This window comes from Rhizobium sp. ARZ01, from assembly GCF_014851675.1.
GTDB lineage: Bacteria > Pseudomonadota > Alphaproteobacteria > Rhizobiales > Rhizobiaceae > Mycoplana.
Genome location: NZ_JACVAE010000003.1, coordinates 81765 through 106293, shown reverse-complemented (window position 1 = coordinate 106293; position 24529 = coordinate 81765). Strand labels below are relative to the sequence as shown.

At 60.7% G+C, this 24529-nt stretch carries 19 protein-coding genes; 8 read left to right on the top strand and 11 right to left on the bottom strand.

Annotated features, from left to right (window positions below; genetic code table 11):
* Nucleotides 1-27: 27 nt before the first annotated feature.
* The gene (locus IB238_RS17950) at nt 28-1311 is read left to right on the top strand and encodes a cystathionine gamma-synthase family protein (RefSeq protein ID WP_192250042.1); all 1284 of its coding nucleotides are present in this window, start codon (nt 28-30) and stop codon (nt 1309-1311) included.
* 110 nt (nt 1312-1421) lie between these two features.
* A complete protein-coding gene (gene abc-f / locus IB238_RS17945; protein WP_192250040.1) occupies nt 1422-3044 on the top strand; it encodes a ribosomal protection-like ABC-F family protein in 1623 nt (540 codons plus the stop codon).
* A gap of 213 nt (nt 3045-3257) precedes the next feature.
* On the opposite strand, the gene purH is transcribed toward abc-f, so the two are convergent.
* The 4 genes from purH to htpX all read right to left on the bottom strand — a co-directional run bounded on the left by purH (nt 3258) and on the right by htpX (nt 9196).
* Nucleotides 3258-4868, bottom strand: a complete 1611-nt coding sequence (gene purH, locus IB238_RS17940) for a bifunctional phosphoribosylaminoimidazolecarboxamide formyltransferase/IMP cyclohydrolase (RefSeq protein ID WP_192250037.1) — start codon at nt 4866-4868, stop codon at nt 3258-3260.
* A 107-nt stretch (nt 4869-4975) separates the two neighbouring features.
* Complete coding sequence (locus IB238_RS17935; RefSeq protein ID WP_192250034.1) at nt 4976-6661, bottom strand: heparinase II/III family protein; 1686 nt, start codon at nt 6659-6661, stop codon at nt 4976-4978.
* A 154-nt stretch (nt 6662-6815) separates the two neighbouring features.
* The gene (locus tag IB238_RS17930; protein ID WP_192250031.1) at nt 6816-8135 is read right to left on the bottom strand and encodes an RsmB/NOP family class I SAM-dependent RNA methyltransferase; all 1320 of its coding nucleotides are present in this window, start codon (nt 8133-8135) and stop codon (nt 6816-6818) included.
* A gap of 95 nt (nt 8136-8230) precedes the next feature.
* Complete coding sequence (htpX, locus tag IB238_RS17925) at nt 8231-9196, bottom strand: zinc metalloprotease HtpX (protein ID WP_192250028.1); 966 nt, start codon at nt 9194-9196, stop codon at nt 8231-8233.
* A 133-nt stretch (nt 9197-9329) separates the two neighbouring features.
* Here htpX and IB238_RS17920 point away from each other — a divergent pair, with 133 nt between their 5' ends.
* Both IB238_RS17920 and IB238_RS17915 read left to right on the top strand, forming a co-directional pair.
* The gene (locus tag IB238_RS17920; protein WP_192251270.1) at nt 9330-9527 is read left to right on the top strand and encodes a DUF1674 domain-containing protein; all 198 of its coding nucleotides are present in this window, start codon (nt 9330-9332) and stop codon (nt 9525-9527) included.
* A gap of 51 nt (nt 9528-9578) precedes the next feature.
* Nucleotides 9579-10043, top strand: a complete 465-nt coding sequence (locus IB238_RS17915; protein WP_192250026.1) for a thermonuclease family protein — start codon at nt 9579-9581, stop codon at nt 10041-10043.
* A 62-nt stretch (nt 10044-10105) separates the two neighbouring features.
* Here the strand turns inward: IB238_RS17915 and acs are convergent, their stop codons facing one another.
* Nucleotides 10106-12061: an acetate--CoA ligase gene (gene acs / locus IB238_RS17910; protein WP_192250023.1), complete on the bottom strand. Its 1956-nt coding sequence runs from the start codon at nt 12059-12061 to the stop codon at nt 10106-10108.
* A gap of 222 nt (nt 12062-12283) precedes the next feature.
* On the opposite strand from acs, the gene IB238_RS17905 reads away from it, so the two are divergent.
* A complete protein-coding gene (locus IB238_RS17905; RefSeq protein WP_192250021.1) occupies nt 12284-12985 on the top strand; it encodes a DUF1013 domain-containing protein in 702 nt (233 codons plus the stop codon).
* 134 nt (nt 12986-13119) lie between these two features.
* On the opposite strand, the gene IB238_RS17900 is transcribed toward IB238_RS17905, so the two are convergent.
* Both IB238_RS17900 and IB238_RS17895 read right to left on the bottom strand, forming a co-directional pair.
* Nucleotides 13120-15027 (bottom strand): propionyl-CoA synthetase, encoded by a 1908-nt coding sequence (locus IB238_RS17900; protein WP_192250019.1) that lies wholly within the window; start codon nt 15025-15027, stop codon nt 13120-13122.
* 215 nt (nt 15028-15242) lie between these two features.
* Nucleotides 15243-15902: a YggS family pyridoxal phosphate-dependent enzyme gene (locus IB238_RS17895; RefSeq protein WP_192250017.1), complete on the bottom strand. Its 660-nt coding sequence runs from the start codon at nt 15900-15902 to the stop codon at nt 15243-15245.
* A 193-nt stretch (nt 15903-16095) separates the two neighbouring features.
* On the opposite strand from IB238_RS17895, the gene leuS reads away from it, so the two are divergent.
* Genes leuS through holA form a run of 3 tightly spaced genes read left to right on the top strand, consistent with a single transcriptional unit; the run spans nt 16096 to nt 20266 of the window.
* On the top strand, nt 16096-18714 hold the full coding sequence (leuS, locus tag IB238_RS17890; RefSeq protein WP_192250015.1) for a leucine--tRNA ligase: 2619 nt from the start codon (nt 16096-16098) through the stop codon (nt 18712-18714).
* Entirely contained in the window at nt 18701-19225 is a 525-nt protein-coding gene (gene lptE / locus IB238_RS17885) for an LPS assembly lipoprotein LptE (RefSeq protein WP_192250013.1), read from the top strand. The genes leuS and lptE overlap by 14 nt, the downstream gene beginning before the upstream one ends.
* Before the next feature lie 6 nt (nt 19226-19231).
* Complete coding sequence (gene holA, locus IB238_RS17880) at nt 19232-20266, top strand: DNA polymerase III subunit delta (RefSeq protein ID WP_192250011.1); 1035 nt, start codon at nt 19232-19234, stop codon at nt 20264-20266.
* Between the two features lie 22 nt (nt 20267-20288).
* Here holA and IB238_RS17875 read toward each other — a convergent pair whose 3' ends face one another.
* The 4 genes from IB238_RS17875 to mnmG are packed head-to-tail and all read right to left on the bottom strand — an operon-like array spanning nt 20289 to nt 24524.
* Nucleotides 20289-21182: a ParB/RepB/Spo0J family partition protein gene (locus IB238_RS17875; RefSeq protein ID WP_192250008.1), complete on the bottom strand. Its 894-nt coding sequence runs from the start codon at nt 21180-21182 to the stop codon at nt 20289-20291.
* Nucleotides 21183-21202: 20 nt separating this feature from the next.
* Nucleotides 21203-21997, bottom strand: coding sequence for a ParA family protein (locus IB238_RS17870; protein ID WP_192250006.1), 795 nt, complete (start codon nt 21995-21997; stop codon nt 21203-21205).
* Between the two features lie 11 nt (nt 21998-22008).
* Nucleotides 22009-22644 (bottom strand): 16S rRNA (guanine(527)-N(7))-methyltransferase RsmG, encoded by a 636-nt coding sequence (locus IB238_RS17865; protein WP_192250003.1) that lies wholly within the window; start codon nt 22642-22644, stop codon nt 22009-22011.
* Nucleotides 22641-24524, bottom strand: a complete 1884-nt coding sequence (gene mnmG / locus IB238_RS17860; protein WP_192250000.1) for a tRNA uridine-5-carboxymethylaminomethyl(34) synthesis enzyme MnmG — start codon at nt 24522-24524, stop codon at nt 22641-22643. The genes IB238_RS17865 and mnmG overlap by 4 nt, the downstream gene beginning before the upstream one ends.
* Nucleotides 24525-24529: the final 5 nt, after the last annotated feature.

Below are 24529 nucleotides of genomic sequence, written 5' to 3'. Positions count from 1 at the left end.
AACGCGAAATACAAAGGAGACGTTGCAATGACCGCACCCCGCCCGTCCAAGACGCGCATCGGAAACCACGACCTGCATCCTGAAACGCAGATGCTGAATTACGGTTACGATCCGGAATTGTCCGAAGGCGCGGTGAAGCCTCCCGTGTTCCTGACGTCGACCTTTGTATTCCGTTCGGCCGAGGAGGGGCGGGATTTCTTCGACTATACCGCCGGACGCCGCGAACCGCCGGCCGGCACCACCGGCGGTCTGGTATATTCCCGCTTCAACCACCCCAACAGCGAAATCGTCGAGGACCGGCTTGCAATCTATGAGCGGACCGAAAGCGGCGCGCTCTTTTCCTCCGGAATGTCCGCAATCGCGACCACGCTGCTGGCCTTTGCCCGTCCGGGTGACGTGATCCTGCATTCTCAGCCGCTCTACGGTGGAACGGAAACACTGCTCAGCAGGACCATGCTCAACCTTGGCGTCCAAGCCGTCGGGTTCGCAGACGGCCTCAACGAGACAGCGTTGCAGTCTGCTGCCGAAGAGGCGATGACGAAGGGTCGCGTTTCGGTCATTCTTATCGAAACACCGGCCAATCCCACCAACAGCCTGGTCGATATAGCCTTGGTTCGCGGCATTGCAGAGGCCATCGGCCAAAAACAGGGAGGACGGCCGATCATTGCCTGCGACAACACGCTGCTCGGCCCCGTCTTCCAGCAGCCGATTGAACATGGTGCCGATATCTCACTCTACTCGCTGACCAAGTATGTGGGTGGCCATTCCGATCTGATCGCCGGAGCGGCGCTTGGCCCCAGATCAGTCATGAAGCCCGTGAAAGCACTGCGCGGCGCGATCGGCACGCAGCTTGATCCGCATTCCTGCTGGATGCTCGGCCGCTCGCTCGAAACGCTCTCGATCCGCATGGAAAAGGCCAACGGCAATGCACGTGCAATCGCCGACTTCTTGCATGACCATGCAAAGGTGGAGACGATCCACTATCTGGGCTACCACGACCCCGAAAGCCCGGTCGGCAAGGTTTTCTCCCGCCAGTGCACCGGAGCAGGCTCCACCTTCTCCTTCGACATCCGCGGTGGCCAGCCCGCCTCGTTTCGCTTCCTGAATGCCCTGCAGATATTCAAGTTGGCTGTCAGCCTCGGGGGCACGGAGTCGCTGGCAAGTCACCCAGCAAGTACAACGCATTCGGGCGTGCCGGTGGAGGTGCGTCAACGCATCGGGATTTTCGATTCGACAATTCGGCTGTCGATCGGGATCGAGCATTCAGACGATCTGATCGCTGATCTGGCGCAGGCACTCGAAAACGCGTGATGGTGATGTCACATTGACTGCGGTGTGAGCGGTATCAACGCGCTTGTCCGCGTGACAGCGCCGCCGGCCCGTGGCATAGGTGCCCCGCAACCCACCAGGCCGTCTCTCCAATGATCCGTATCGACAATATCAGCAAGTCCAGCAGCCACCGCATTCTCTACATCGAAGCCTCCGCGGCATTGAACCGTGGCGAAAAGATCGGGCTTGTCGGCCCGAACGGCGCCGGAAAAACGACGCTCTTCCGGATGATCACCGGCGAGGAACTGCCCGACGAGGGGCAGGTCTCGGTCGAGAAGGGTATGACGATCGGCTATTTCGACCAGGATGTCGGAGAAATGAGCGGTCGTTCAGCCGTTGCCGAGGTGATGGAAGGGGCGGGCCCTGTGAGCGTCGTGGCAGCGGAGCTGCGGGAACTGGAAGCAGCCATGTCGGATCCCGACCGCATGGACGAAATGGATGCGATCATCGAACGCTACGGCGAGGTGCAGGCGCGCTACGAGGAACTCGATGGCTATGCCTTGGAGGGACGCGCGCGCGAGGTTCTGGCCGGGCTCAGCTTCAGCCAGGAGATGATGGACAGCGACGTCTCAAAGCTCTCAGGTGGCTGGAAAATGCGCGTGGCGCTTGCCCGCATTCTCCTGATGCGACCGGATGTCATGCTGCTCGACGAGCCGAGCAACCACCTCGACCTCGAAAGCCTGATCTGGCTGGAAGACTTCCTGAAGGGTTACGACGGCGCGCTGCTGATGACGTCGCACGACCGCGAATTCATGAACCGGATTGTCACCAAGATCATCGAGATCGATGCGGGTGCGCTGACGACCTATTCCGGCGACTATGGTTTCTATGAGGAGCAGCGGGCGCTGAACGAGAAGCAGCAGCAGGCCCAGTTCGAACGCCAGCAGGCAATGCTCGCCAAGGAGATCAAGTTCATCGAGCGGTTCAAGGCGCGGGCATCCCACGCCTCGCAGGTCCAGAGCCGGGTCAAGAAGCTGGAGAAGATCGACCGCGTCGAGCCACCGCGCCGACGCCAGACCATTGCCTTCGACTTCCTGCCGGCGCCGCGCTCCGGCGAAGACGTCGTCAATCTCAAGAGCGTCCACAAGGCATATGGCAGCCGCACGATCTATGACGGTCTCGACTTCATGGTGCGCCGGCGCGAACGCTGGTGCATCATGGGCATCAACGGCGCCGGCAAGTCGACCTTGCTCAAGCTGGTCACCGGTACCACCATACCGGACAAGGGGAGCGTCTCGCTCGGCGCCAGCGTCAAGCTCGGCTACTTTGCCCAGCATTCGATGGACGTTCTCGATGGCGACAGCACCATTTTGCAATGGCTTGAGGAGCGTTTTCCTAAGGCAGGCCAGGCACCGCTGCGCGCTCTGGCCGGCTGTTTCGGCTTTTCCGGCGATGACGTCGAGAAGCGATGCCGCGTGCTTTCCGGCGGCGAGAAGGCACGGCTGGTGATGGCGGCAATGCTGTTTGATCCGCCGAACTTCCTCGTTCTCGACGAACCGACCAACCACCTTGACCTCGACACGAAGGAAATGCTGATCAAGGCGCTATCGGCCTACGAGGGCACCATGCTTTTCGTCTCGCACGATCGCCATTTCCTCGCTGCGCTTTCGAACCGGGTGCTCGAATTGACGCCGGACGGGATTCATCAGTATGGCGGCGGCTATACCGAGTATGTCGAGCGCACGGGACAAGAAGCGCCCGGCCTGCGTGGGTGATATATGCGCTTCCGTCATGCGGAAGCGCAGCGCCGGCTCCCAAGCAGTCGGTGTGGCGGTACGATGGCGTACCACGATCTAACGGACGCGCTCTGCGCGCCCTATCTCATTGTTTTTGCGCATGCCTGTGTCCCGAAGCCGGTTCCTGCTTTCGGGAGAGACATCTGAGACCTCCGGCGCAATTGAGCGCCGGAGTCACGCTTTCCGCTGCGCTTAGTGGCGGAAGTGGCGCATGCCGGTGAAGACCATCGCAACGCCGGCTTCGTCGGCAGCGGCAATAACCTCGGCATCGCGCATGGAGCCGCCTGGCTGGATGACCGCCGTGGCGCCGGCTGCAATGGCTGACAGAAGCCCGTCCGCGAATGGCAGGAAGGCCTCGGAGGCCACGGCCGAACCGCGCGTCAGCGGCTCCGCCAGTCCCATCGCCTTCGCCGCTTCTTCCGCCTTGAGCGCGGCGATGCGGGCCGAATCGACGCGGCTCATCTGACCGGCGCCGATGCCTGCCGACTGACCATCCTTGGCGTAGACGACCGCGTTCGACTTGACGTGCTTGGCGACCTTGAACGCGAACTTCATGTCCTCGAGTTCCTGTGCCGTCGGTGCTCGCTTGGTGACGACCTTCAGGTCCAGATCTTCCACCATGCCGTTGTCACGACTCTGCACCAGAAGGCCACCCGAGACCGTCTTTGCCGAAAGGCCAGGGGTTCGCGGATCCGGCAAGCCGCCGGTGATGAGGAGGCGCAGGTTCGGCTTACTTGCAATCACGGCACGCGCGGCCTCATCGGCGTCCGGCGCGATGATGACCTCGGTGAAGAGCTTGACGATCTCCTCGGCCGTTTCGCCATCAAGCGTGCTGTTCAGCGCGATGATGCCGCCGAAGGCAGAAACTGGGTCGCAGGCAAGCGCCCGCTTGTAGGCTTCCTTCAGGGTCGGAGCCGTCGCAACGCCGCAGGGGTTGGCGTGCTTGATGATGGCACAGGCCGGACCGTTCTGCGGCAGGAACTCGGCAACGAGCTCGAATGCCGCGTCGGTGTCGTTGATGTTGTTGTAGGAAAGCTGCTTGCCCTGCAGCAGCGTGGCTGTCGCAACCCCGGGGCGATTTTCGCCGGTGACATAAAATGCCGCCTTCTGGTGCGGGTTTTCGCCGTAGCGCATCTCTTCCTTCAGGACGCCACCAATCGTGCGGTATGCCGGCGTGCCGATATCGAGCGCTTCGGCAAACCAGTTGGAGATGGCGGTATCATAGGCTGCGGTGCGCGCGTACGCCTTGGCCGCCTGACGCTGGCGGAAGGCGTACGAGGTCGCACCCGTCGCAAGCTCCCCGATCAGCGCCGAATAGTCGGCAGGATCGGTCACGATCGTCACATAGGCATGGTTCTTGGCCGCGGCGCGGATCATCGCCGGGCCGCCAATGTCGATATTTTCGACCGTCGTCGGGTAGTCGCCGCCCTTGGCGCGAACCTCTTCGAACGGATAGAGATTGATGATAGCGAGGTCGATTGCGCCGATGCCGTGCGTCTTCATGGCTTCGACGTGCTCCGCATCGTCCCGGATCGCCAGCAAGCCGCCATGGACATTGGGGTGAAGCGTCTTGACGCGACCGTCCATGATCTCCGGAAAGCCGGTGATCTCGGAAACGTCGGTGACGGTCAGGCCTGCGTCGGCCAGGGTCTTGTGGGTTCCACCAGTGGAAAGAAGGCGGATACCCTCTTTTGCCAGCGCGGCTGCAAGTTCAACGATCCCGGTCTTGTCGGAAACAGACAAAAGCGCGGTCTTGATCTGCACGCGATCGGGTGCTGGGATTTTCTTGGAAGCAACGGCCATGGGGTATCTCCGGGAGTAGGGGGCCGACGTCCGAGCAAGCCGCCGGCGGAGTGCATGTGCCCCGTTAACACACGAGCGCAGGCGAGGAAACCGCCAATCTTGAGGCTTCAGCGGCGATCCCGTCGCATGAGCCATTGCAGCTCCGGAACACTTGCGAGCGGCATGGTGAGCGTCAGCTGTCGCGCGGCGCGCACACCCGTCGGATCGGCGAGAAAGACATCCTCTTCTTCCACGACGGCTACGTCGAGGCAGGTGAATACCCAGCTATCGCCATCATGGGCGACCAGCCGAACTTCATGTTCGCCCACGGGGACGATGCGGATCGATGGATGAACATGAAAGCGTACGACCGCGACGCTCTTGCCGCCGGCGGGCACGGTCCCATCGGGCTTCATGAACCGTTCGCGTCCGCGAATTTCCGTTCCCGCTGCGTTCAGATAGATATCCCGCTCGTAAAGCAGGCCGAAGTTCGCCAGGTATCCGTCATGGCTGGCCTTCAGCCCCTCGGCGCCGTCACCTCCCTCGTAACGCGCCGCGTCAATTTTCGATATGCCACCGAAAATGACCGGACCGAGATAGCGCGAGGCAGAGATTCGGGCCGAGGATGTATCATTCAAGGTGGCCACGGAATGGGCGGCCGTTGCGCGCGACAATTGCCGGATCGCTTCCCCGGCAAAGCGCGGCAGGCCGGAGTTCACGAAATAGCGGTTCCGTCCTGACGACATTTCCAACGAAAGGCAACCGGCGGTCGCCGAGGTCGAAAGGGGGACCGAGAGTGGCTTTCCGGCATCGACGATGATCGTGGTGTCACCGGCTTCGATCCTTTCGTAGCCGGTCTGCGGCAGGCCGCGAAACGGCGCGCCTGAGGTCTCGTCGTATCGAAGGACCGACAAAAGTTCGTTTGCAAGCGTGTAGGTCGCCCCATTGAACAATGCGAGTTCGCCGCCCTGATGTCGGAAAAAACGCAGCGCCGGATAGATACGATCGATACAGGGGATGAGCCGCTGGGGAACGTGGTGGCCCAGATTGACGTAGGTCTGCCGGAGCGGCAACAGATCGAACAGCAAATCCAGGCCGACGCGCGGATTGCGCGACACATGGCCACCATCGGCCAGGATCTGCCGGTCCAGTTCCCGGTCGAGATGCCGGGCGGCGCGACGGACGGCCGCGCCCGAATTGGGCATGGCGATCGACGCCATGGCGAGCGCAATCCGGACGTGCAGCTTCGTCTCCCCTTCACGCGTTGTGTCGGCAATGTGGCGCAGGTAGCGAACCTGGAAAGCAAGGCTCTTCAAGAAGCGGCGATAGAAGGAATAGTCGGCGTCGCGCAGGACGACGGGAGAATGGGACAACCAGGCGATGATGCGCTCGGCGATCACCTCCGGTCGCCAGGCGATCCCGGCGAGAACCCGCCCGTGTATCTCGATCCAGTCGCCGATAACCGCGCGAACGACAGGCGAAGCATCTTCCTTTTCGGCCACGCGCATGTGACGAAGCCAGGCAAAGGCATGCAGTCGCCGGGCAAACTCTTCTGAGGGGAGTTCTAGCGAAAAGGGCGTTTCGCCCTCGCAATCGAGCATCCGACCCGCCAGCGGAATTCGGCCGGCGATGATTTCCTCCGCGGTGAATGCGTCTGCAGGCCGCAAATCGGTCGGCGCGACCAGCAGCCTGTCTGGAGTGCGGCCGGCAAAGCGCAGCGCCGAGACGCGCCCCACAGCCAGTCGCCGCGAAAAGCGCCTCCACGTCTCACGTCCATACAAGTAGACGAGCCGTTGCTGGTCCGAAAGCCGCATTCTTAACAAACTCTTTCCCGCATCCTATTGGTAGGCACAGGATTCCGCTGCGTCAATTCGCAGACCAATGCCGGTTGTTGATGGCCAAACCGTCGAGTCGAGTATTTTGCAGCCCGGTAATCGACTTCTGCGCTGCAATGCAGCGCAGTTTTCTTCAAGCATCCCGCTTTAGCAGAACAGCATAAAAGCCGTCCAGCCCGCCCGCGATCGCCTGGTCCCCCGGCAACATCGCCGGCGTCGTGCGAAACTCGCCGAGTGGCGAAACGGCCTCTTCCAATCCGGGCCATGGGGCGGGGTCGATGGCAACGCGCGACCAGCCGGGCACGTCGGCTAGGACGCTCGCGGTCACCTCCTCACCCTCGAGCGGATCGAGCGAGCAGTTGGAGAAGACGAGATGGCCGCCGGGCTTTACCAGCGTCAGCGCGTGCCGCAGAAGTTTTTCCTGCAGTTGCGCCAGCTTTTCGATATCCTTCGGGCCCTTCGTCCAGAGCACGTCCGGATGACGCCGGATCGTGCCGGTCGAGGAGCAGGGCGCATCGAGGAGAACGGCATCGAAGAGATCCGTTGGGCGGAAATCCAGCAGGTTCGTCTCGACCGTCGTGGCCGACAGGCCAAGGCGGTCGAGATTGGCATCGAGGCGCTTCATTCGATTGGCGGATTGGTCGAGGGCAGTGACCCGAGCACCGGCGAGCGCGAGCTGCGCCGTCTTGCCGCCTGGAGCGGCGCAGAGATCTGCCACTCTTTGACCGTTCAGAATTGGAAATAGCTTCGCTGGTATCGAGGCTGCGGTGTCCTGCACCCACCATTCCCCCTCCGCAAAGCCGTCGAGATCGGGAATCCGGCCAGCGAACGCCGAAAGGCGTACCGAACCGGTCGACAAAACTTGTCCACCGAGTCTCGTTGCCCACGTCTGCGGATCCGATTTGACGGTGAGATCGATCGCCGCCGGCGCGAGCAGCGATTCTGAGATCCGCGCCGCATGCTCGTGCCTGTAAACCTGCACCAGGCGGTCGAAAAACCAGGACGGCACGACCGGAACGGCCTGCGTGGCCGTCAATTGCTGCGCCTTCTCACGGGCGAGCCGCCGGAGCACGGCATTCACCAGACTTGCGAATCGACTGCTGCGCGGATCGCTCCGTGCCTGCTCCACTGCCAGATCAACGGCGGAATGATCAGGCACGTCCAGGTAGAGTATTTGCGCAGACGCTACCGTTAGGACATGGTAGAGATTGCGAGCGCCGTCCGGGAGCGGTGTTTCGACCAGCGAATGTATGATGGCCTGAATCCGCGGCAGGTGCCGGAGGGCAGAATTGAGTATCGCCCGAACGAGCGCGCGGTCAGCCTCGTTCAGCGCCCGGTAGCCGGGATTGCCGTTCTCTGCGTCGAGCATCCCGTCGAGCGAAGTTTGCCGGTCGACGACCGCTGCAAGCAATTTGGCGGCAACCTGGCGCGGCCTGAGACCGGCCTTTTCCATTTCCGGCAGTTGGCTGTCGGCCCCACTCTTGCTCCGTGGACGCGTGTTGCGTGATTTTTGTTTCGGTTGCGAATCGTTTCTGCGGTGATCGGATGTCAAGACCAGGGACCTTTTGGTGGTTGTGAACCACCGCGTCCCCAGCCGGTCGACGGAACGGAACGCGATTTGCGCTCGGCCTTAGCAGGCGAGGCCTGCGGCGTCGAGGTCTGCTGCATTTCTGTCGCCAGCGCTTCGAGCGCGGCAATGCGGTTGCCAGTATCCGGATGGGTCGAAAACAGGTTGTCCATCCGCGCGCCCGACAGCGGGTTGATGATGAACATGTGCGCCGTCGCCGGATTGTGTTCGGCTTCCTCATTCGAAATGCGGCCTGCAGCCATTGCAATCTTTCGAAGCGCGGATGCGAGCCACAGCGGATTGCCGCAGATTTCGGCGCCGCGGCGATCCGCTGAGTATTCGCGCGTCCGGCTGATTGCCATCTGCACCAGCATCGCGGCGAAGGGAGCGACGATCATCGCGACCAGTACACCGACGAAGCCCAGTGGGTTGTTGTTGTTGTTCTCGCGATTGCCGCCGAAGAACATGGCAAAATTGGCAAGCATGGAGATCGCACCGGCAATTGTTGCCGTGATCGTCATCGTCAGCGTGTCACGGTTCTGGACGTGGGCAAGCTCATGCGCCATGACGCCCGCAACTTCCTCATAGGAAAGCGCCTGGAGAAGGCCGGTGGATGCGGCAACCGCTGCATTCTGCGGGTTGCGCCCGGTCGCAAATGCGTTTGGCTGTTCGCTGTTGATTACATAGACGCGGGGCATTGGGAGGCCGGCGCGTGCGGCAAGGTCACGGACCATGCCGTAGTACTCGGGCGCGCTGCGCTCGTCGACCTCCTTGGCGCCGTACATCGACAGCACCATCTTGTCGGCATTCCAGTACGAAAAGAGGTTCGTGGCCGCAGCAATAACAAGCGCAATCATCATGCCGCTCTTGCCACCGATCAGGAAGCCGACGGCCATGAAGAGGGCCGTCAGAAAGGCCAACAGCATCGCCGTGCGGACGAGGTTCATAGGACGTCTCCGGTGTGTGGTGCGGCTGCGGCGATGTTTCACGTGAATCAAAGCTTTGCCGCTATTGGTATTGTGCCTATATGATGGGGAACCAGGGGCCTTTCTTCAATATGGCCGGACACGAGTGAGCAAGATGCACGGCGATAACGACAATTCCAGCGGCGGCAACCGCGTTCTCCCCCCCGCGGCCATCCGTGCATTGAGGGAGGCAGAAGAACGCCGGGCTACGGAGAAGGCTCAGGTGATGCCGCCGGAGATCGGTGGGCGGGGCGGTCTCGACCCAGCACGCTTCGGCGACTGGGAAATCAATGGCCGTGCCATCGATTTCTGATAGGTCTACAATCCTATTGTCATCGAACGGGAAGCGGAATATATTCCTTTCATGGAATCGTTTCGCCACCTCGTAGCTCCTATTGTCCTTGCGACCTGCCTGATAGGCGGAACGGAGATAGCGCTTGCTGCAGAAGGCGTGGCTGGCCCTGTTATCGCGGACGTCATCCGCGTCGTGGATGGTGACACTATTCTGGTTTCCGCTCGCCCGTGGCCGCAACAGACCGTCGAAGTATTGGTTCGGTTGCGCGGCATCGACGCTCCGGAACTGAAGGCCAAGTGCAGCGAGATCCGCCGTGCCGCGAGAACGGCGAAGGATCGCCTCGACCAGCTGGTGGGAGAGGGCCGATCCGTGCTGCTTACGAACGTCTCCGGCGACAAATACTTTGGCCGCGTCGTGGCGGACGTTCGCCTCGCAGACGGGACGAATCCGGCTCAGGACCTGGTCGCCGCCGGCCTGGCCACCGCTTATCACGGTGGCCGCAAGCTTCCCCCGCACTGCCAGCGGCCCGTATGATACTTAATGCGAGAACGGCGACCCTGAGGTCGCTGTTCCATGCAAAAATGTTGGCCTGTTCCTTAGCCGGCAGCCTTGTTCTGACGATTGGCAATAAGATCATCCACGACCGCCGGATCGGCAAGGGTAGACGTATCCCCCAATGCGCCGAAATCGTCCTCGGCGATCTTGCGCAAGATGCGGCGCATTATCTTGCCGGAGCGGGTCTTGGGCAGGCCGGGCGCAAACTGGATCTTGTCCGGCGTTGCAATCGGCCCGATCTCCTTTCGGACGTGCTTGATCAGATCCTGGCGAAGCGTGTCCGTACCTTCCTCGCCCGCCATCAGCGAGACGTAGCAGTAGATGCCTTGCCCCTTCAGACCGTGCGGATAGCCGACGACGGCAGCTTCAGAAACCAGGTGGTGCGAGACAAGCGCAGATTCGACTTCCGCCGTGCCGAGCCGGTGGCCGGACACGTTCAGCACGTCGTCGACGCGGCCGGTGATCCAATAATAGCCGTCCTCATCGCGTCGGCAGCCGTCACCCGTGAAGTACTTGCCCTTGTAGGTCGAGAAGTAGGTCTGGATGAAGCGCTGATGGTCACCATAGACAGTGCGCATCTGACCCGGCCAACTGTCGGTGATGCACAGATTGCCGTCCGCTGCACCCTCGAGCACATTCCCCTCGTTGTCGACGAGTTGCGGTTTGATGCCGAAGAACGGCCGCGTCGCCGAACCCGGCTTCAACTCGGTCGCCCCGGGGAGGGGGGATATCAGAATGCCGCCGGTCTCGGTCTGCCACCAGGTATCGACGATCGGCGAACGGCCTTCGCCGACTGTGTGGTAGTACCATTCCCAAGCTTCCGGGTTGATCGGCTCGCCGACGGAGCCGAGCAGGCGCAGAGACGAACGCGAGGAGCGCTTGACGAAGGCGTCGCCCGCGCCCATCAGCGCGCGGATTGCCGTAGGCGCCGTGTAAAAGATGTTGACCTTGTGCTTGTCGACCACTTCCCAGAAGCGGCCCGCATCGGGGAAGTTCGGCACCCCCTCGAACATCAATGTCGTCGCGCGGTTCGCCAGCGGACCGTAGACGATATAGGAATGCCCCGTCACCCAGCCGACGTCAGCGGTACACCAATAGATGTCACCATCCTGGTAGTCGAAGACGTACTTGTGGGTCATCGAGGCGTAGACAAGGTAGCCGGCGGTGGTGTGCAGCACACCCTTGGGCTTTCCGGTCGAGCCTGACGTGTAGAGGATGAATAGCGGATCCTCAGCCTTCATTTTCGCCGGCGGGCAGTCACGCGGGACGCTCGCAACTTCCTCATGGTACCAGAGGTCGCGGCCCGGCGCCCAGCCGGTCTTGCCGCCCGTACGGCGAACGACCAGCACCTTATTGACGATCACGAACTGCTTGGCGGCGATATCGATCGCCGTGTCAGTGTTTTCTTTCAGCGGGATCGGCTTGCCCCCGCGCACGCCCTCGTCGCAGGTAATGACGAAGGTCGATTCGCAGTCAACGATACGTCCGGCAAGGGCATCGGGCGAAAAGCCGCCGAACACCACCGAGTGGATGGCGCCGATTCGCGCGCAGGCGAGCATCGCATACGCCGCTTCCGGGATCATCGGCATGTAGATCGTGACGCGGTCGCCCTTCTTGACGCCGTGCTTTTTCATCACGTTTGCCAGCCGGCACACGTGCTCATGGAGCTCGTTATAGGTAATCTTCTTGTCGATGTAGGGGTTGTCGCCTTCCCAGATGATCGCCACCTGGTCGCCATGCGCCTTCAGGTGCCGGTCGATGCAATTGTAGGAGACGTTGGTGATGCCATCCTCGAACCACTTGATCGGAACCTTACCTGTGAAGGACGTGTTCTTCACTTTCGTATAAGGCTTGAACCAGTCGATCCGCATTCCGTGCTTGTCCCAGAAGCGCTCCGGATTCTCGACACTTTCACGATACCATTTCTGATAGGTATCGTTGTCGATCAGCGCGCGGTTTTTCGCGGATTTCAGGACCGGATAGGTCTTGGCAGACATGAATTCCTCCTCATACGCGTGGTCGGGCAGACTCCTCCAGCCCGATCGATCAAGGCATACATATCAGGTCAAACCCTTACGGCAATTAGACAAAGGTCATTTGTCATTTGAAGAATTGCATTTCCGCGACAACGACGCTATAGAGGTGCACAATTCCCGGAAATCAGTGGTTTATACCCACGGCCCGCGACCCCGGCGCGGACGTACAGAAGGATTGTATCCATGGCTCAACAACTGCTCATGCCAAAGGCGACTGCCGTCTGGCTGGTCGACAACACGGCGCTGTCGTTCGACCAGATCGCCCAGTTCTGCAAACTGCACCCGCTCGAAGTCAAGGCGATCGCCGACGGCGAATCGGCTCAAGGCATCAAAGGTCTCGACCCGATCGCCACCGGCCAGCTCTCCCGCGACGAGATCGCCCGCGCCGAATCCAATCCGAATCACAAGCTCAAGCTTTCCGAGCCGAAGGTCCGCGTGCCGGAATCGAAGCGCAAGGGACCCCGCTACACGCCCGTCTCCAAGCGCCAGGACCGCCCCAATGCAATTCTCTGGCTGGTGCGTAATCACCCCGAATTGAAGGATGCCCAGATCTCGCGTCTCGTCGGCACCACCAAGTCGACGATCGAACAGATCCGCGAACGCACCCACTGGAACTCGGCCAACCTGACGCCGATGGATCCAGTCACCCTCGGCCTCTGCTCGCAGATCGACCTCGACCTTGAAGTCGAACGCGCCTCGAAGGGCCGGCCGCTGCCGACCGCCGCCGAACTCGGTGCAACGCTCGAATCCGCGCATGAAACGGAAAAGCTGCCCTATAGCGAACACGAGCGCGAAGAAGAGAAGGAAATCGACGCAGACGCCGTCTTCGCCAAGCTGAAATCGCTGAAGTCCTCACGCACCGAGGACGAAGACGAAGACCTCTGAGTTATCGTTTTCCTCATGCAAAAAGCCCGGCCGCAAGGACCGGGCTTTTCTTTTGGGGAAGGGCGTGAAGGGTGACAGCGACGCAAATGCCCGCCGACCGTGGTGCGCCTCGTCCAGAGGGCGAGTGACGCCCACTAGACCCCAATGCCATGCGCGTGCAGCGCCTCGCGGATCTCGTCGAGAATGGCCGGATCGTCGATCGTCGCAGGCATCTTCCAATCCTCGCGATCAGCGATCTTCTGCATCGTTCCACGCAGGACTTTGCCGGAGCGCGTTTTCGGCAGACGCTTGACGCAGACAACCGTCTTGAGGGCAGCGACCGGGCCGATCCGGTCGCGCACGAGCGCAACAACCTCGCCCTCGATGAGCGATGATTCACGTGAAACACCGTTGTTAAGTACGAGGAAGCCGGCTGGGATCTGTCCTTTCAAGGCATCGGCAATACCGATGACGGCGCATTCGGCAACGTCCGGGTGGCTGGCGCAGACTTCTTCCATTGCGCCGGTGGAGAGGCGGTGACCCGCAACGTTGATGATGTCGTCTGTGCGCGCCATGATGAAGACGTAGCCGTCGTCATCGATATAGCCTGCGTCCGAGGTCTTGTAGTAGCCGGGAAATTCGGCAAGGCAGGCGGCGCGGAAGCGCTCGTCGGCGTTCCAGAAGGAGGGGAGGCAGCCCGGGGGCAGGGGAAGCTTGACGACAATGTTGCCGAGCGTACCTGGATCGACCGTGTGGCCGGCATCGTCGAGCACATCGATCGAGTAGCCGGGGAGGGGAACCGTCGGCGAGCCATGCTTCACCGGCAGAAGCCCCAGGCCGCGCGGGTTACCAGCCATCGGCCAACCTGTTTCCGTCTGCCACCAATGATCGATCACCGGCACTTGCAAAACCTTTTCCGCCCATTGCAGCGTGTCCGGATCGGCCCGCTCTCCGGCAAGGAAGAGGGCGCGCAGCGAGCTCAGGTCGTACTGCGCGATCAAGGCCGCCGACGGGTCTTCCTTGCGGATGGCGCGAAACGCTGTCGGCGCAGTAAAGAGGATGCTAACGCTGTGCTCCTGGATTACGCGCCAGTAAGCACCGGCGTCCGGCGTGCCGACCGGCTTGCCCTCGTAAAGCACGGTGGTGCTTCCGTTCAGCAGGGGTCCATAGACAATATAGGAATGGCCGACCACCCAGCCGATATCCGACGCTGCCCAGAACACCTCACCGGGCTCGGCGCCATAGAAATGCTTCATGCTCCACGCAAGCGCCACCATATGCCCACCATTATCGCGCAATACGCCCTTTGGCTGGCCCGTGGTCCCGGAGGTGTAGAGGACATAGAGCGGATCTGTCGCGCGCAGCGAAGCGCAAGGCACAGCCCGGCCGCTTTGTCTCGCTTGAGCGACGGTCGTCGTGAAGTCGACATCGCGTCCCTCGACAAGCGAAGCCGCCAATTCAGGGCGCTGGAGAACCAGGCAACGCTGCGGTTTGTGGCCGGCCATCTCGATTGCCGCATCAAGCAGCGGCTTGTAGGCGACGACGCGGCCGGGTTCGATGCCGCAGCTCGCCGTCACCACAAGCTTCGCCTTGCAATCGTCGATGCGGGTCGCGAGTTCATTCGCCGCAAACCCACCGAAGACGATCGAATGGACCGCGCCGATGCGGGCGCAGGCGAGCATGGTGAAGACTGCCTCGGGAACCATGGGCATATAGATGATGACACGATCGCCGCGCTCGATCCCCAAATCGATCAGCACCGCCGCGATGGCCTGGACTTCGGCCAGCATCTCACCATATGTGAAACGACGCCTCTGGCCGCTGACGGGGCTGTCATAGATCAGCGCAGCCTGGTCGCCCCGGCCGGCCGCGACATGGCGGTCGACGCTATTGTAGCAGGTATTGACCTCTCCATCGGGAAACCAGTGTCCGTAGACGCCCCGCTCGCCATCAAATGCAATGGACGGCGTCTTGAACCAGTCGATAGCGCCGGCGGCGTCCGCCCAGAATCGGGACGGCTCGGCCTTCCATTGCGCGTAGGTGGCTGCGTAGGTGCTCGCCATGATCATGCTCCTCCGGAATACACTTGGCCGTCGATGACGGCCCCTCCGGAGGAAAGAATAGGGAACTGCCTCCACGCAGGGAAGTCAGACCAATGGGCTAGAAATGCCGCGGATTTCCCGTTCTTATTGGTCAAGCATCATGGCACAGCCGCCCACCGGTTGCGCAGATGTGGGCCGCGGGGCGCGTGCAATACGGTAGCGCCCGGAACGCGTGACTACCGCGAACCGAAAATGGCGGATCCCACGCGCACGCTCGTCGCGCCAAAGGCGATGGCCGTCTCATAGTCCCCCGACATTCCCATCGACAGTCGCTCGACGCCTGCTTCCTTTGCAAGCTTGGCAAGAAGAGCGAAATGGGGACCCGGATTTTCGTCGACGGGCGGGATACACATCAGCCCCTCAATCTCGAGCCCGAGCTCCGACCGGCAAAACGCAACGAACAAAGCGGCATCGTCAGGCGCAATTCCGGCTTTTTGCTCTTCTAGCCCGGTGTTGACCTGAACGTAGAGGCGCGGGCGACGGCCCTGGCGCTCAATCTCCGCAGCAATTGCTCTGGCGATCTTCTCCCGATCGACTGTTTCGATGACGTCGAACAGCGCCACTGCCTCCGCCGCCTTGTTGGATTGCAACGGACCGATCAGGTGGAGCTTCAGGTCAGGCGTTTCGTCGCGAAGCCCAGGCCACTTGCCCTGTGCCTCCTGGACGCGGTTTTCGCCAAAGACCCTCTGACCCGCCGCAATCGCCGGGCGTATTGCATCCGCATCGAAAGTCTTCGACACGGCAACGAGCGTGACCGCGTCCGCATCACGTCCGGTGGCCAGAGCGGCCTTGCGGATACGATCGCGAACCTCGTTGAGACGCTCTTCCAATTCCATGCCCGGGCCTCCAATATTTGAACCGGTATCGGACCTAGCGAAATCGTGACGGCTTGCCAAGACAGCGAGATCACCGATCGGACTCTACCGCGCGAAGGGCCGTCAAAACTTGACGCTCTCGCGGTTTCATGGTGAAGGTCTCGGCACAAATTTTCATGGGCTTTGCCCACAGCTTTCCGGACATATCGAAGACATGGCAACTGAACGTTACAACCCCCGCGATGCCGAGCCCCGTTGGCAGGCAAAATGGAACGAAGAGAACGTCTTCCTGACGAAGAACGACGATCCGCGGGAGAAGTACTATGTCCTCGAAATGTTCCCGTATCCGTCCGGGCGCATTCACATGGGCCATGTTCGCAACTATGCGATGGGCGACGTGGTTGCCCGCTACAAGCGCGCCCGCGGCTTCAACGTGCTGCACCCGATGGGTTGGGATGCCTTCGGCATGCCGGCCGAGAACGCAGCCATGGAGCGAGGCGTTCATCCCGCGACCTGGACCTACCAGAACATCGCCTCGATGAAAGCCCAACTGAAAGCCATGGGGCTTTCTCTTGACTGGTCGCGCGAGTTCGCGACCTGCGACGTCGAGTATTACCAGCACCAGCAAAGCCTGTTCCTGGATTTCCTGGAGAAGGGGCTCGTCTACCGCAAGCAGTCGAAGGTCAACTGGGACCCCGTCGACAATACGGTACTGGCCAACGAACAGGTGATCGATGGACGCGGCTGGCGTTCCGGCGCTCTGGTGGAGCAGCGGGAATTGACGCAATGGTTCTTCCGCATCACCGATTTTTCGGACGACCTGCTGCAGGCGCTCGAGACACTCGACCAATGGCCGGAAAAAGTCCGTCTGATGCAGAAGAACTGGATCGGCCGCTCGGACGGCATGCTGATTCGCTGGGAGATCGCCGATCGAGCCGGCCTCACCGATGCGAGCGAGGTGACAGTCTACACGACACGTCCCGATACATTGTTCGGCGCTTCGTTCCTCGCCATCTCCGCCGATCATCCGTTGGCGAAGGACGCCGCAAGCCGGAACCCCGCTATCGCGTCCTTCTGCGAGGAGTGCCGCCGCGCGGGAACCTCGCTTGCTGCACTCGAGACAGCCGAGAAAATGGGAATGGACACCGGCATCCGGGTCCGCCATCCGCTCGACCCGAACTGGGATTTGCCCGTCTATGTCGCCAATTTCGTGCTGATGGACTACGGCACCGGCGCCATCTTCGGCTGCCCCTCGGGCGACCAGCGCGATCTCGATTTTGCGCGCAAGTACGGCCTGCCGGTCGTGCCAGTCGTGATGCCTGAAGGCGCAGATCCGGCCGCATTTGCAATTGACGACGAGGCCTATGTCGGCGATGGGGTGATGATCAATTCCCGCTTCCTGGACGGCCTCTCGACCCAGGCTGCCTTCGAAACCGTGGCAAAGCGCTTGGGCGAAACAATCATCGGCAATGCCCCTCAAGGCGAGCGCAAGGTGAACTTCCGTCTGCGCGACTGGGGCATCTCGCGCCAGCGCTATTGGGGCTGCCCGATTCCGATCATTCATTGCGAAGACTGCGGCGTGGTGCCCGTGCCGAAAAAGGATCTGCCGGTTAAGCTGCCGGACGACGTCTCCTTCGACAGCCCCGGCAATCCGCTCGACCGTCATGCCACGTGGCGGCACGTCAACTGCCCGCAATGCGGTAAGGACGCGAGGCGTGAGACGGATACGATGGACACGTTCGTCGACTCGTCCTGGTACTTCGCCCGTTTCACCGCGCCCTGGGAGAGCCGGCCGACCGATCCGGCTGCTGCCGACTCCTGGCTGCCGGTCGACCAATATATCGGCGGCATCGAGCACGCGATCCTGCACCTGCTCTATTCCCGTTTCTTCACCCGCGCGATGCAGGTGGCCGGTCATCTCGACGTGAAAGAACCCTTCAAGGGTCTTTTCACCCAGGGCATGGTCGTGCACGAGACCTACAAGCGGGGCCGTGAATGGGTGACGCCGGCGGAAATTCGCATCGAGGAACTCGACGGCAAGCGCCGCGCAGTTCACATCGAATCCGGCGAAGAAATTACGATCGGCTCGATCGAGAAGATGTCGAAGTCGAAGAAGAATGTCGTCGATCCGGACGATATCATCGCCTCCTACGGTGCAGACACCGCCCGGTTCTTCGTCCTGTCCGATTCCCCGCCCGACCGTGACGTCATCTGGTCCGAGGCCGGTGTTGAGGGCGCGCACAGGTTCGTCCAGCGCGTCTGGCGCTTGATCTCCGAGGCGTCGGCCGCGTTGAAAGCTTCGCCATCCCGAGCGGGCGTCGACGGCGAAGCATTGGCGGTGTCGCGTGCTGCCAACAGGACCTTGAAGGCAGTCCAGTTGGACTACGACAAGCTGGCGTTCAACAAGGCCGTCGCCCGGATCTATGAGTTCGTCAATGTCCTCGCTGCGCCGCTGACATCGGTTGCCGAGGGCAAGGCGAACGACGACATGATCGGCGCCGTGCGCAACGCTGCCGAAATTCTGATCGCGATGGTGGCGCCGATGATGCCGCATCTGGCTGAGGAATGCTGGAAGGTAATTGGCGGAGAGGGCCTCGTCGCCAGCACCGCATGGCCGGCTTACATCGAGGCGCTGGTTGCCGAGAACGATGTTACCCTCCCGGTACAGATCAACGGCAAGAAGCGCGCCGATTTGACAATTGCGCGCGATGCAGATCAGATGGCCGTCGAAGCAGCTGTGCTGGGGCTGGAACAGGTTCAGGCCGCGCTTGGCGGTAAAACACCGAAGAAGATCATCGTCGTTCCGCAGAGGATCGTGAATGTTGTTGTCTGACGGAAGGCGCATGAGAAGACTCGCGATTTCAGCATTCAGCCTCGTCGTTCTCGCAGCTTCTGCTGGTTGTCAGGTTCGGCCGTTGCATTCGGCTGGATCGTCCACCAATGGGACAACTGCTTCGGTGTCGATTTCCGAGGCTGAGGACCGAGTCGAGCAACGAGTCCGCAACGAACTGGTGTTCCTTCTGAACGGCGGTGCGGGCGAGCCGACCACGGCGGCTTATCAGCTGGAATTGAACGTCGCCTCGCGTGACATCGACGTTCTCGTGTCTTCGTCAGACGACGTCGCGCGCGCCGGCCGCGTCGTGATGACTGGCGACTACAATCTTGCCCGCTCCGACTCCGGCGAAACTATTCGCTCCGGGCGACGGCAAGTCGTGGCGCTCGTCGATTTTCCGGTCCAGGAATTCGCCAAACTTCGCGCCATTCGCGATGCTGAGAACCGGGCGGCGCGCGAGTTGGCTGAACTGCTGCGGGCGGATATCACTGCAACGCTTGCCACGCGTTAGCCGGCTATGACTGAGATCAAGTCGCACGAGTTCGAGGGGTTTCTGAAAAGAGCGCCTCGATCTGGCGGAATTTTTCTGGTCTATGGCCCGGATAGAGGGCTAGTCTCCGAACGGGCAGCGCATCTGGCCCGCTCAACTGGCGTTGCGCTCGACGATGCGTTCTCGACCATCCGGATGACGGCCGGCGATCTTATCGGCCAGCCAGGGCGATTGCTCGACGAAATGAACTCAATCGGACTTTTCGGCGGGGACCGTCTTGTCTGGATCAAGGACGCCAGCAACGAGCGACCCCTCGTGGAAGCGATTGATCTCCTCGGCAAGGAGGCGCCAAAGGGTTGCACGTTGATCATTGAGGGCGGGGATCTGAAGAAAGGTGCCGGCCTGCGCAAGTCTGTCGAAACATCGCGTATTGCAGTCGCGATTCCCTGCTATGCCGATGACACACGCGCCTTGAACAGCCTGATCGACGGTGAGCTTGAAGAAGCGGGATTGCGCATTTCGCCAGTTGCCCGACAACGGCTGATGGAATCGATCGGGGGAGACCGAATCGCTTCGCGCAACGAGATACGAAAGCTTGCTCTCTACTGTCACGGACGCGAAACCGTCGAGGAGGGGGACGTCCTTGCAGCGATTGGTGACGCGAGCGCAATTTCCGTCGATGACGCGGTCGATGCGATCCTGAAAGGCGAGCAGGCCTCGTTTCTCAATGCCATGCAGAAGATCATGGCCTCCAAGACGCCGGTATTTCTCGTCCTTCAGGCCTGCCTTAAGCAGTTCCAGCTTCTCGAGTTGATGCGGGCGGAAATGGACGAGAAGCGCGCCGACGCTTCACTGGTCGTCGGAACGCTCGGCCGTCAGCTCCATTTCCGACGCAAACCAGTTATCGAGTTGGCACTCAGAAGATGGAAAATCGAAGCGATCCGCCGCGAGATGGGAAGGCTTCAGGCTGCTATTCTTCAAAGCCGCCAGCGACCCTCGCTGGAAGGGACGGTCGCATTGCAGACACTGCTATCAACCGTTCTCCAGTCTGCGCGCGGCTGAACGCGCGCAGAGATTCCGGCAGTTACCGGCGCTCCAAAAGTCGGCAAATTTCTTCAAGCTGTTCGAGCGTCTTGTAATTGATGCGCAAGTATCCGCCGCCCGCCTTGTGGCTTACCGACACGTCGAGGCCGAGACTGTCGGACAGCGTCCGCTCCAACGCCAGCGTGTCGGCGTCCTTTTCTTCCTTGTGCGACGGCTTGCGTGTGTGGTCCGGATCGGACTGTGCCTTGATGTCGTTCTGCGCCAAGCGCTCGGCGTCGCGGACGGACATGCCTTTTGCTACGATCGATTTTGCGAGCGCCACGGGATCCGACGTGGGGACCAGCGCGCGCGCATGGCCGGCAGAAAGCGCACCAGAGGCCAGCATGTCACGCACCGGCTCGGGCAGCTTCAGGAGGCGCAGGCTATTTGCCACGTGGCTGCGGCTCTTGCCGATAATTTCGCCGAGATCGTTCTGCGTATAGCCGTGCTCAGCAATCAACTGATCGTATCCGAGCGCCTCTTCAAGAGGGTTCAGATCCGAACGCTGAACGTTTTCGACGATCGCAATCTCCAAAGCAGTACGATCATCCACATCCCGGACGATCACCGGAATCTCAACGAAGCCAGCAAGCTGCGCTGCACGCCAGCGCCGCTCGCCGGCAATTATCTCAAATCGTTCCTGGCCGATCGTACGCACAACGACAGGCTGCACAATGCCATGCTGACGGATCGAGGCGGCCAAATCGTGCAACTCGGCTTCGTCAAAATAACGGCGCGGATTGCGCGGATTTCTACCAACGAATTCGATCGGCGCCAGGCGATCTGGATTGATCGGCGCCGACGGAGCGGCCCCCGTCGGCATCGGCTGATCCATCTCGCCGATCAGCGCGGCCAGACCACGGCCGAGACGGCGCTTCGAATTGTCGTCACTCATGGGTCTACTCTCAACAAAATTTACGCAGCTTTCCGCTGCCGTTCGCGCTGGATGACTTCGGACGCAAGCTGCAGATAGGCCTGGCTGCCGGCGCATTTCAGATCATAAAGGATAGCCGGCTTCCCATATGATGGGGCCTCAGACACGCGGACATTCCGGGGAATAAGGGTGTGATACACCTTCTCTCCGAGATGAGAGCGGACATCATTAACCACCTGTAAAGCAAGATTATTCCGCGAATCGTACATTGTCAGCACGATACCCTGGATATCCAGGGACGGGTTCACCGAACGCCTGATCTGGTCGACAGTCTCAAGCAATTGGCTCAAACCCTCAAGCGCAAAGAACTCGCATTGCAGCGGCACGAGCACTGAATGGGCTGCTGTCATCGCATTCATCGTCAGCAGATTAAACGAGGGCGGGCAATCAACGAGGATGTAGGAGTATGCCGCCGCATCGTCGGAAAACAGCGCACGCCGAAGGCGAAACACCCGATCGCTCTCACCGGCAATTTCCATTTCGATGCCAAGCAGATCCATTGTTGACGGTAGAATGGACAGGTTCGGCACAGCTGTTTGCTGGGCGATCTCAGAGATCCCATGCGTGCCGACCAACAGGTCGTAAGAAGAGAGCTTGCGGTCGCGACGGTCGATACCGAGCCCTGTGCTGGCATTGCCCTGCGGGTCGAGATCAACGATCAGCACACGCTCGCCAATCGCTGCAAGGGCGGTCGCCAAATTGATCGCGGTAGTGGTTTTACCAACCCCGCCCTTTTGGTTCGCAATGGTAATGATCCGGTTGGATAAGCTGGCCATATGATCCGCCGTCACTGAATGATCCGCGAAAGGTTCGTTATTTCCAGCACGACAGAATCGCGCTCAACGACACTTTGATGTTGTACCAGATCAAAACTCCAGCGACCAACGGCTTTATCCACTTCAACCTGGTAATCCCGGCCTTTGTGGAAATAGGCGCGACAGTTTGGATTGTTTATCATCCAGGGTTCGCTGAACTGCAGCAACAATGATAGATCAGCAAGGGCGCGAGCCGAGATTGCATCGCATTGTGGTATTAGGGCGGGCGCGCTTTCGATTCGAATCGGATGAACGCTGGCCCGGGCGCCAGTTTCGGCGATCGCTGTTCGCAGGAAGGCCGCCTTTTTATTGTTGCTCTCGATGAGATGGACCCAGCCGCCATCCGATTCATTCAGCAGGATCGCCGTAATCATGCCCGGGAAGCCGCCGCCACTTCCGAGGTCAACCCAAATCTGTGGGTTCGGATTGAGCTGGAAGATCTGCGCACTGTCCTGAATGTGGCGCGCGCCAAAGTCACCCAAGGTTGAAGGTGCTACGAGATTGATTGAACGCGCCCATTTTTCGAACAGGGCGATGAACCTCTCCAGGCGATTTTTTGTTTCACGTGAAACATGCAAGGATTCTAAAGCAAGAACTGTATCGGTCATCTGGCCGAGGCCCTTCCGTTGGAACGCTCGGTAACCAGTTCGTCTCGGCGCAAGGCATTGAGCAGCAGCGAAATCGCCGCAGGCGTCATTCCGTCTATGCGCGCAGCCTGTGCGACGTTCGCTGGACGGTCCCGCATTAGCTTGGTGCGCAACTCATTCGAAAGACCCGGCAGGTCGTCAAAGCTAAAGTCGAGCGGAATGACCCGCTGCTCCTCGCGCCGTACATCGGCAATGTCAGCTGCCTGTCGATCCATGTAGACGGCATAGCCGGCCTCGATCTCAAGGGCCTCACGCGTGCGAGAGGGCATCTCTGCTAACTCCGGCCAGATCGCCTGCAGAGATTGAACAGAATGTTCTGCGTAGGACAATAATTCATAAGCGCTGCGACGCTGCCCATCCTGGTTAAGCCGCAGGCCATGTTGCATGGCCTGGCTGGGTGTGAGCGATAGTGACCGCAATACATTCCGGAACCTGTCGAGCTCGGTTTGCCAACGCTGAAATCTATCCCGTCTAGATGCGCCCACGATGCCCAACTCGACAGCGAGGGGGGTGAGGCGAACATCGGCATTGTCCGCCCGCAGCGACAGACGGTATTCCGCCCGCGAGGTGAACATGCGATACGGCTCGGTCACGCCGCGGGAGGTCAGGTCATCAATCATGACACCGATGTAGCTCTGCGTGCGGCTAAAATAGTAGGGCGTCAGGCCACCGACCTTTCGAGCCGCGTTGAGCCCTGCCACAAGTCCTTGCGCGGCTGCTTCTTCGTATCCCGTCGTTCCATTGATCTGTCCCGCCAAAAACAGGCCAGGCATCTTGATGAGTTCCAACCCCTGCGTCAGTTCACGCGGATCGACGTGGTCATACTCAATCGCGTAACCGGACTGAAGGATTTCCACATGCTCCAAACCGGGAATGGTGCGAATGAACGCCTCCTGCACGGAAGCGGGGAGGGAGGTCGAGATACCGTTCGGATAGACGGTGTCGTCATCGAGGCCCTCGGGTTCTAGAAAGATCTGGTGCCCATCGCGCTCTCCGAAGCGAACGATCTTGTCCTCGATCGACGGGCAATAGCGAGGACCCACGCCCTTGATCTGACCAGAATACATCGCGGACTGGCCGATGTTCTCCTCGATGATTCTGTGGGTCTCACTCGTCGTCCGGGTAACGCCGCATTCGATTTGCGGATTCACGATACGGTCGGTCATGAAGGAGAACGGAACCGGATCTTCGTCCGCAGCCTGCCGACCGACTTGATCCCAGGCTATGGTTTTTCCCGATAACCTCGCCGGTGTACCCGTTTTTAGTCGGCCTAACCGCAAACCAAGGCGTGAGAGTGTCTCTGATAGACCCAGCGACGGCTGTTCGCCGACCCGACCAGCGGGTACGGTCTCTTTTCCAATATGAATTAGCCCGCGCAGGAAGGTGCCGGTGGTCAGGACGACAGCCCGGCAGCCGATACGCCGGCCATCAGCAGTGACAACGGCTCGTATCTCGTCCTTCTCAATCTCGATATCAAACGCATCACCCTCGATTACATCGAGATTCGCAGTCGACGCGATCGCTGATTGCATGGCTTCACGATAAAGCCGGCGATCGGCCTGCGTGCGAGGGCCACGAACCGCCGGACCCTTACGGCGGTTGAGCATGCGAAACTGGATGCCTGCCTGGTCGGCGATGCGCCCCATGAGGCCATCGAGAGCGTCCACCTCGCGAACGAGATGCCCCTTGCCCAGCCCACCGATGGCCGGATTGCACGACATGACGCCAATGGTCTGTCGAGAATGGGTGAGGAGCGCTGTGCGCGCTCCCGCGCGAGCGGACGCGGTTGCAGCTTCACAGCCGGCATGGCCCCCGCCAATAACTACAACATCGTAGGTCATGCGTC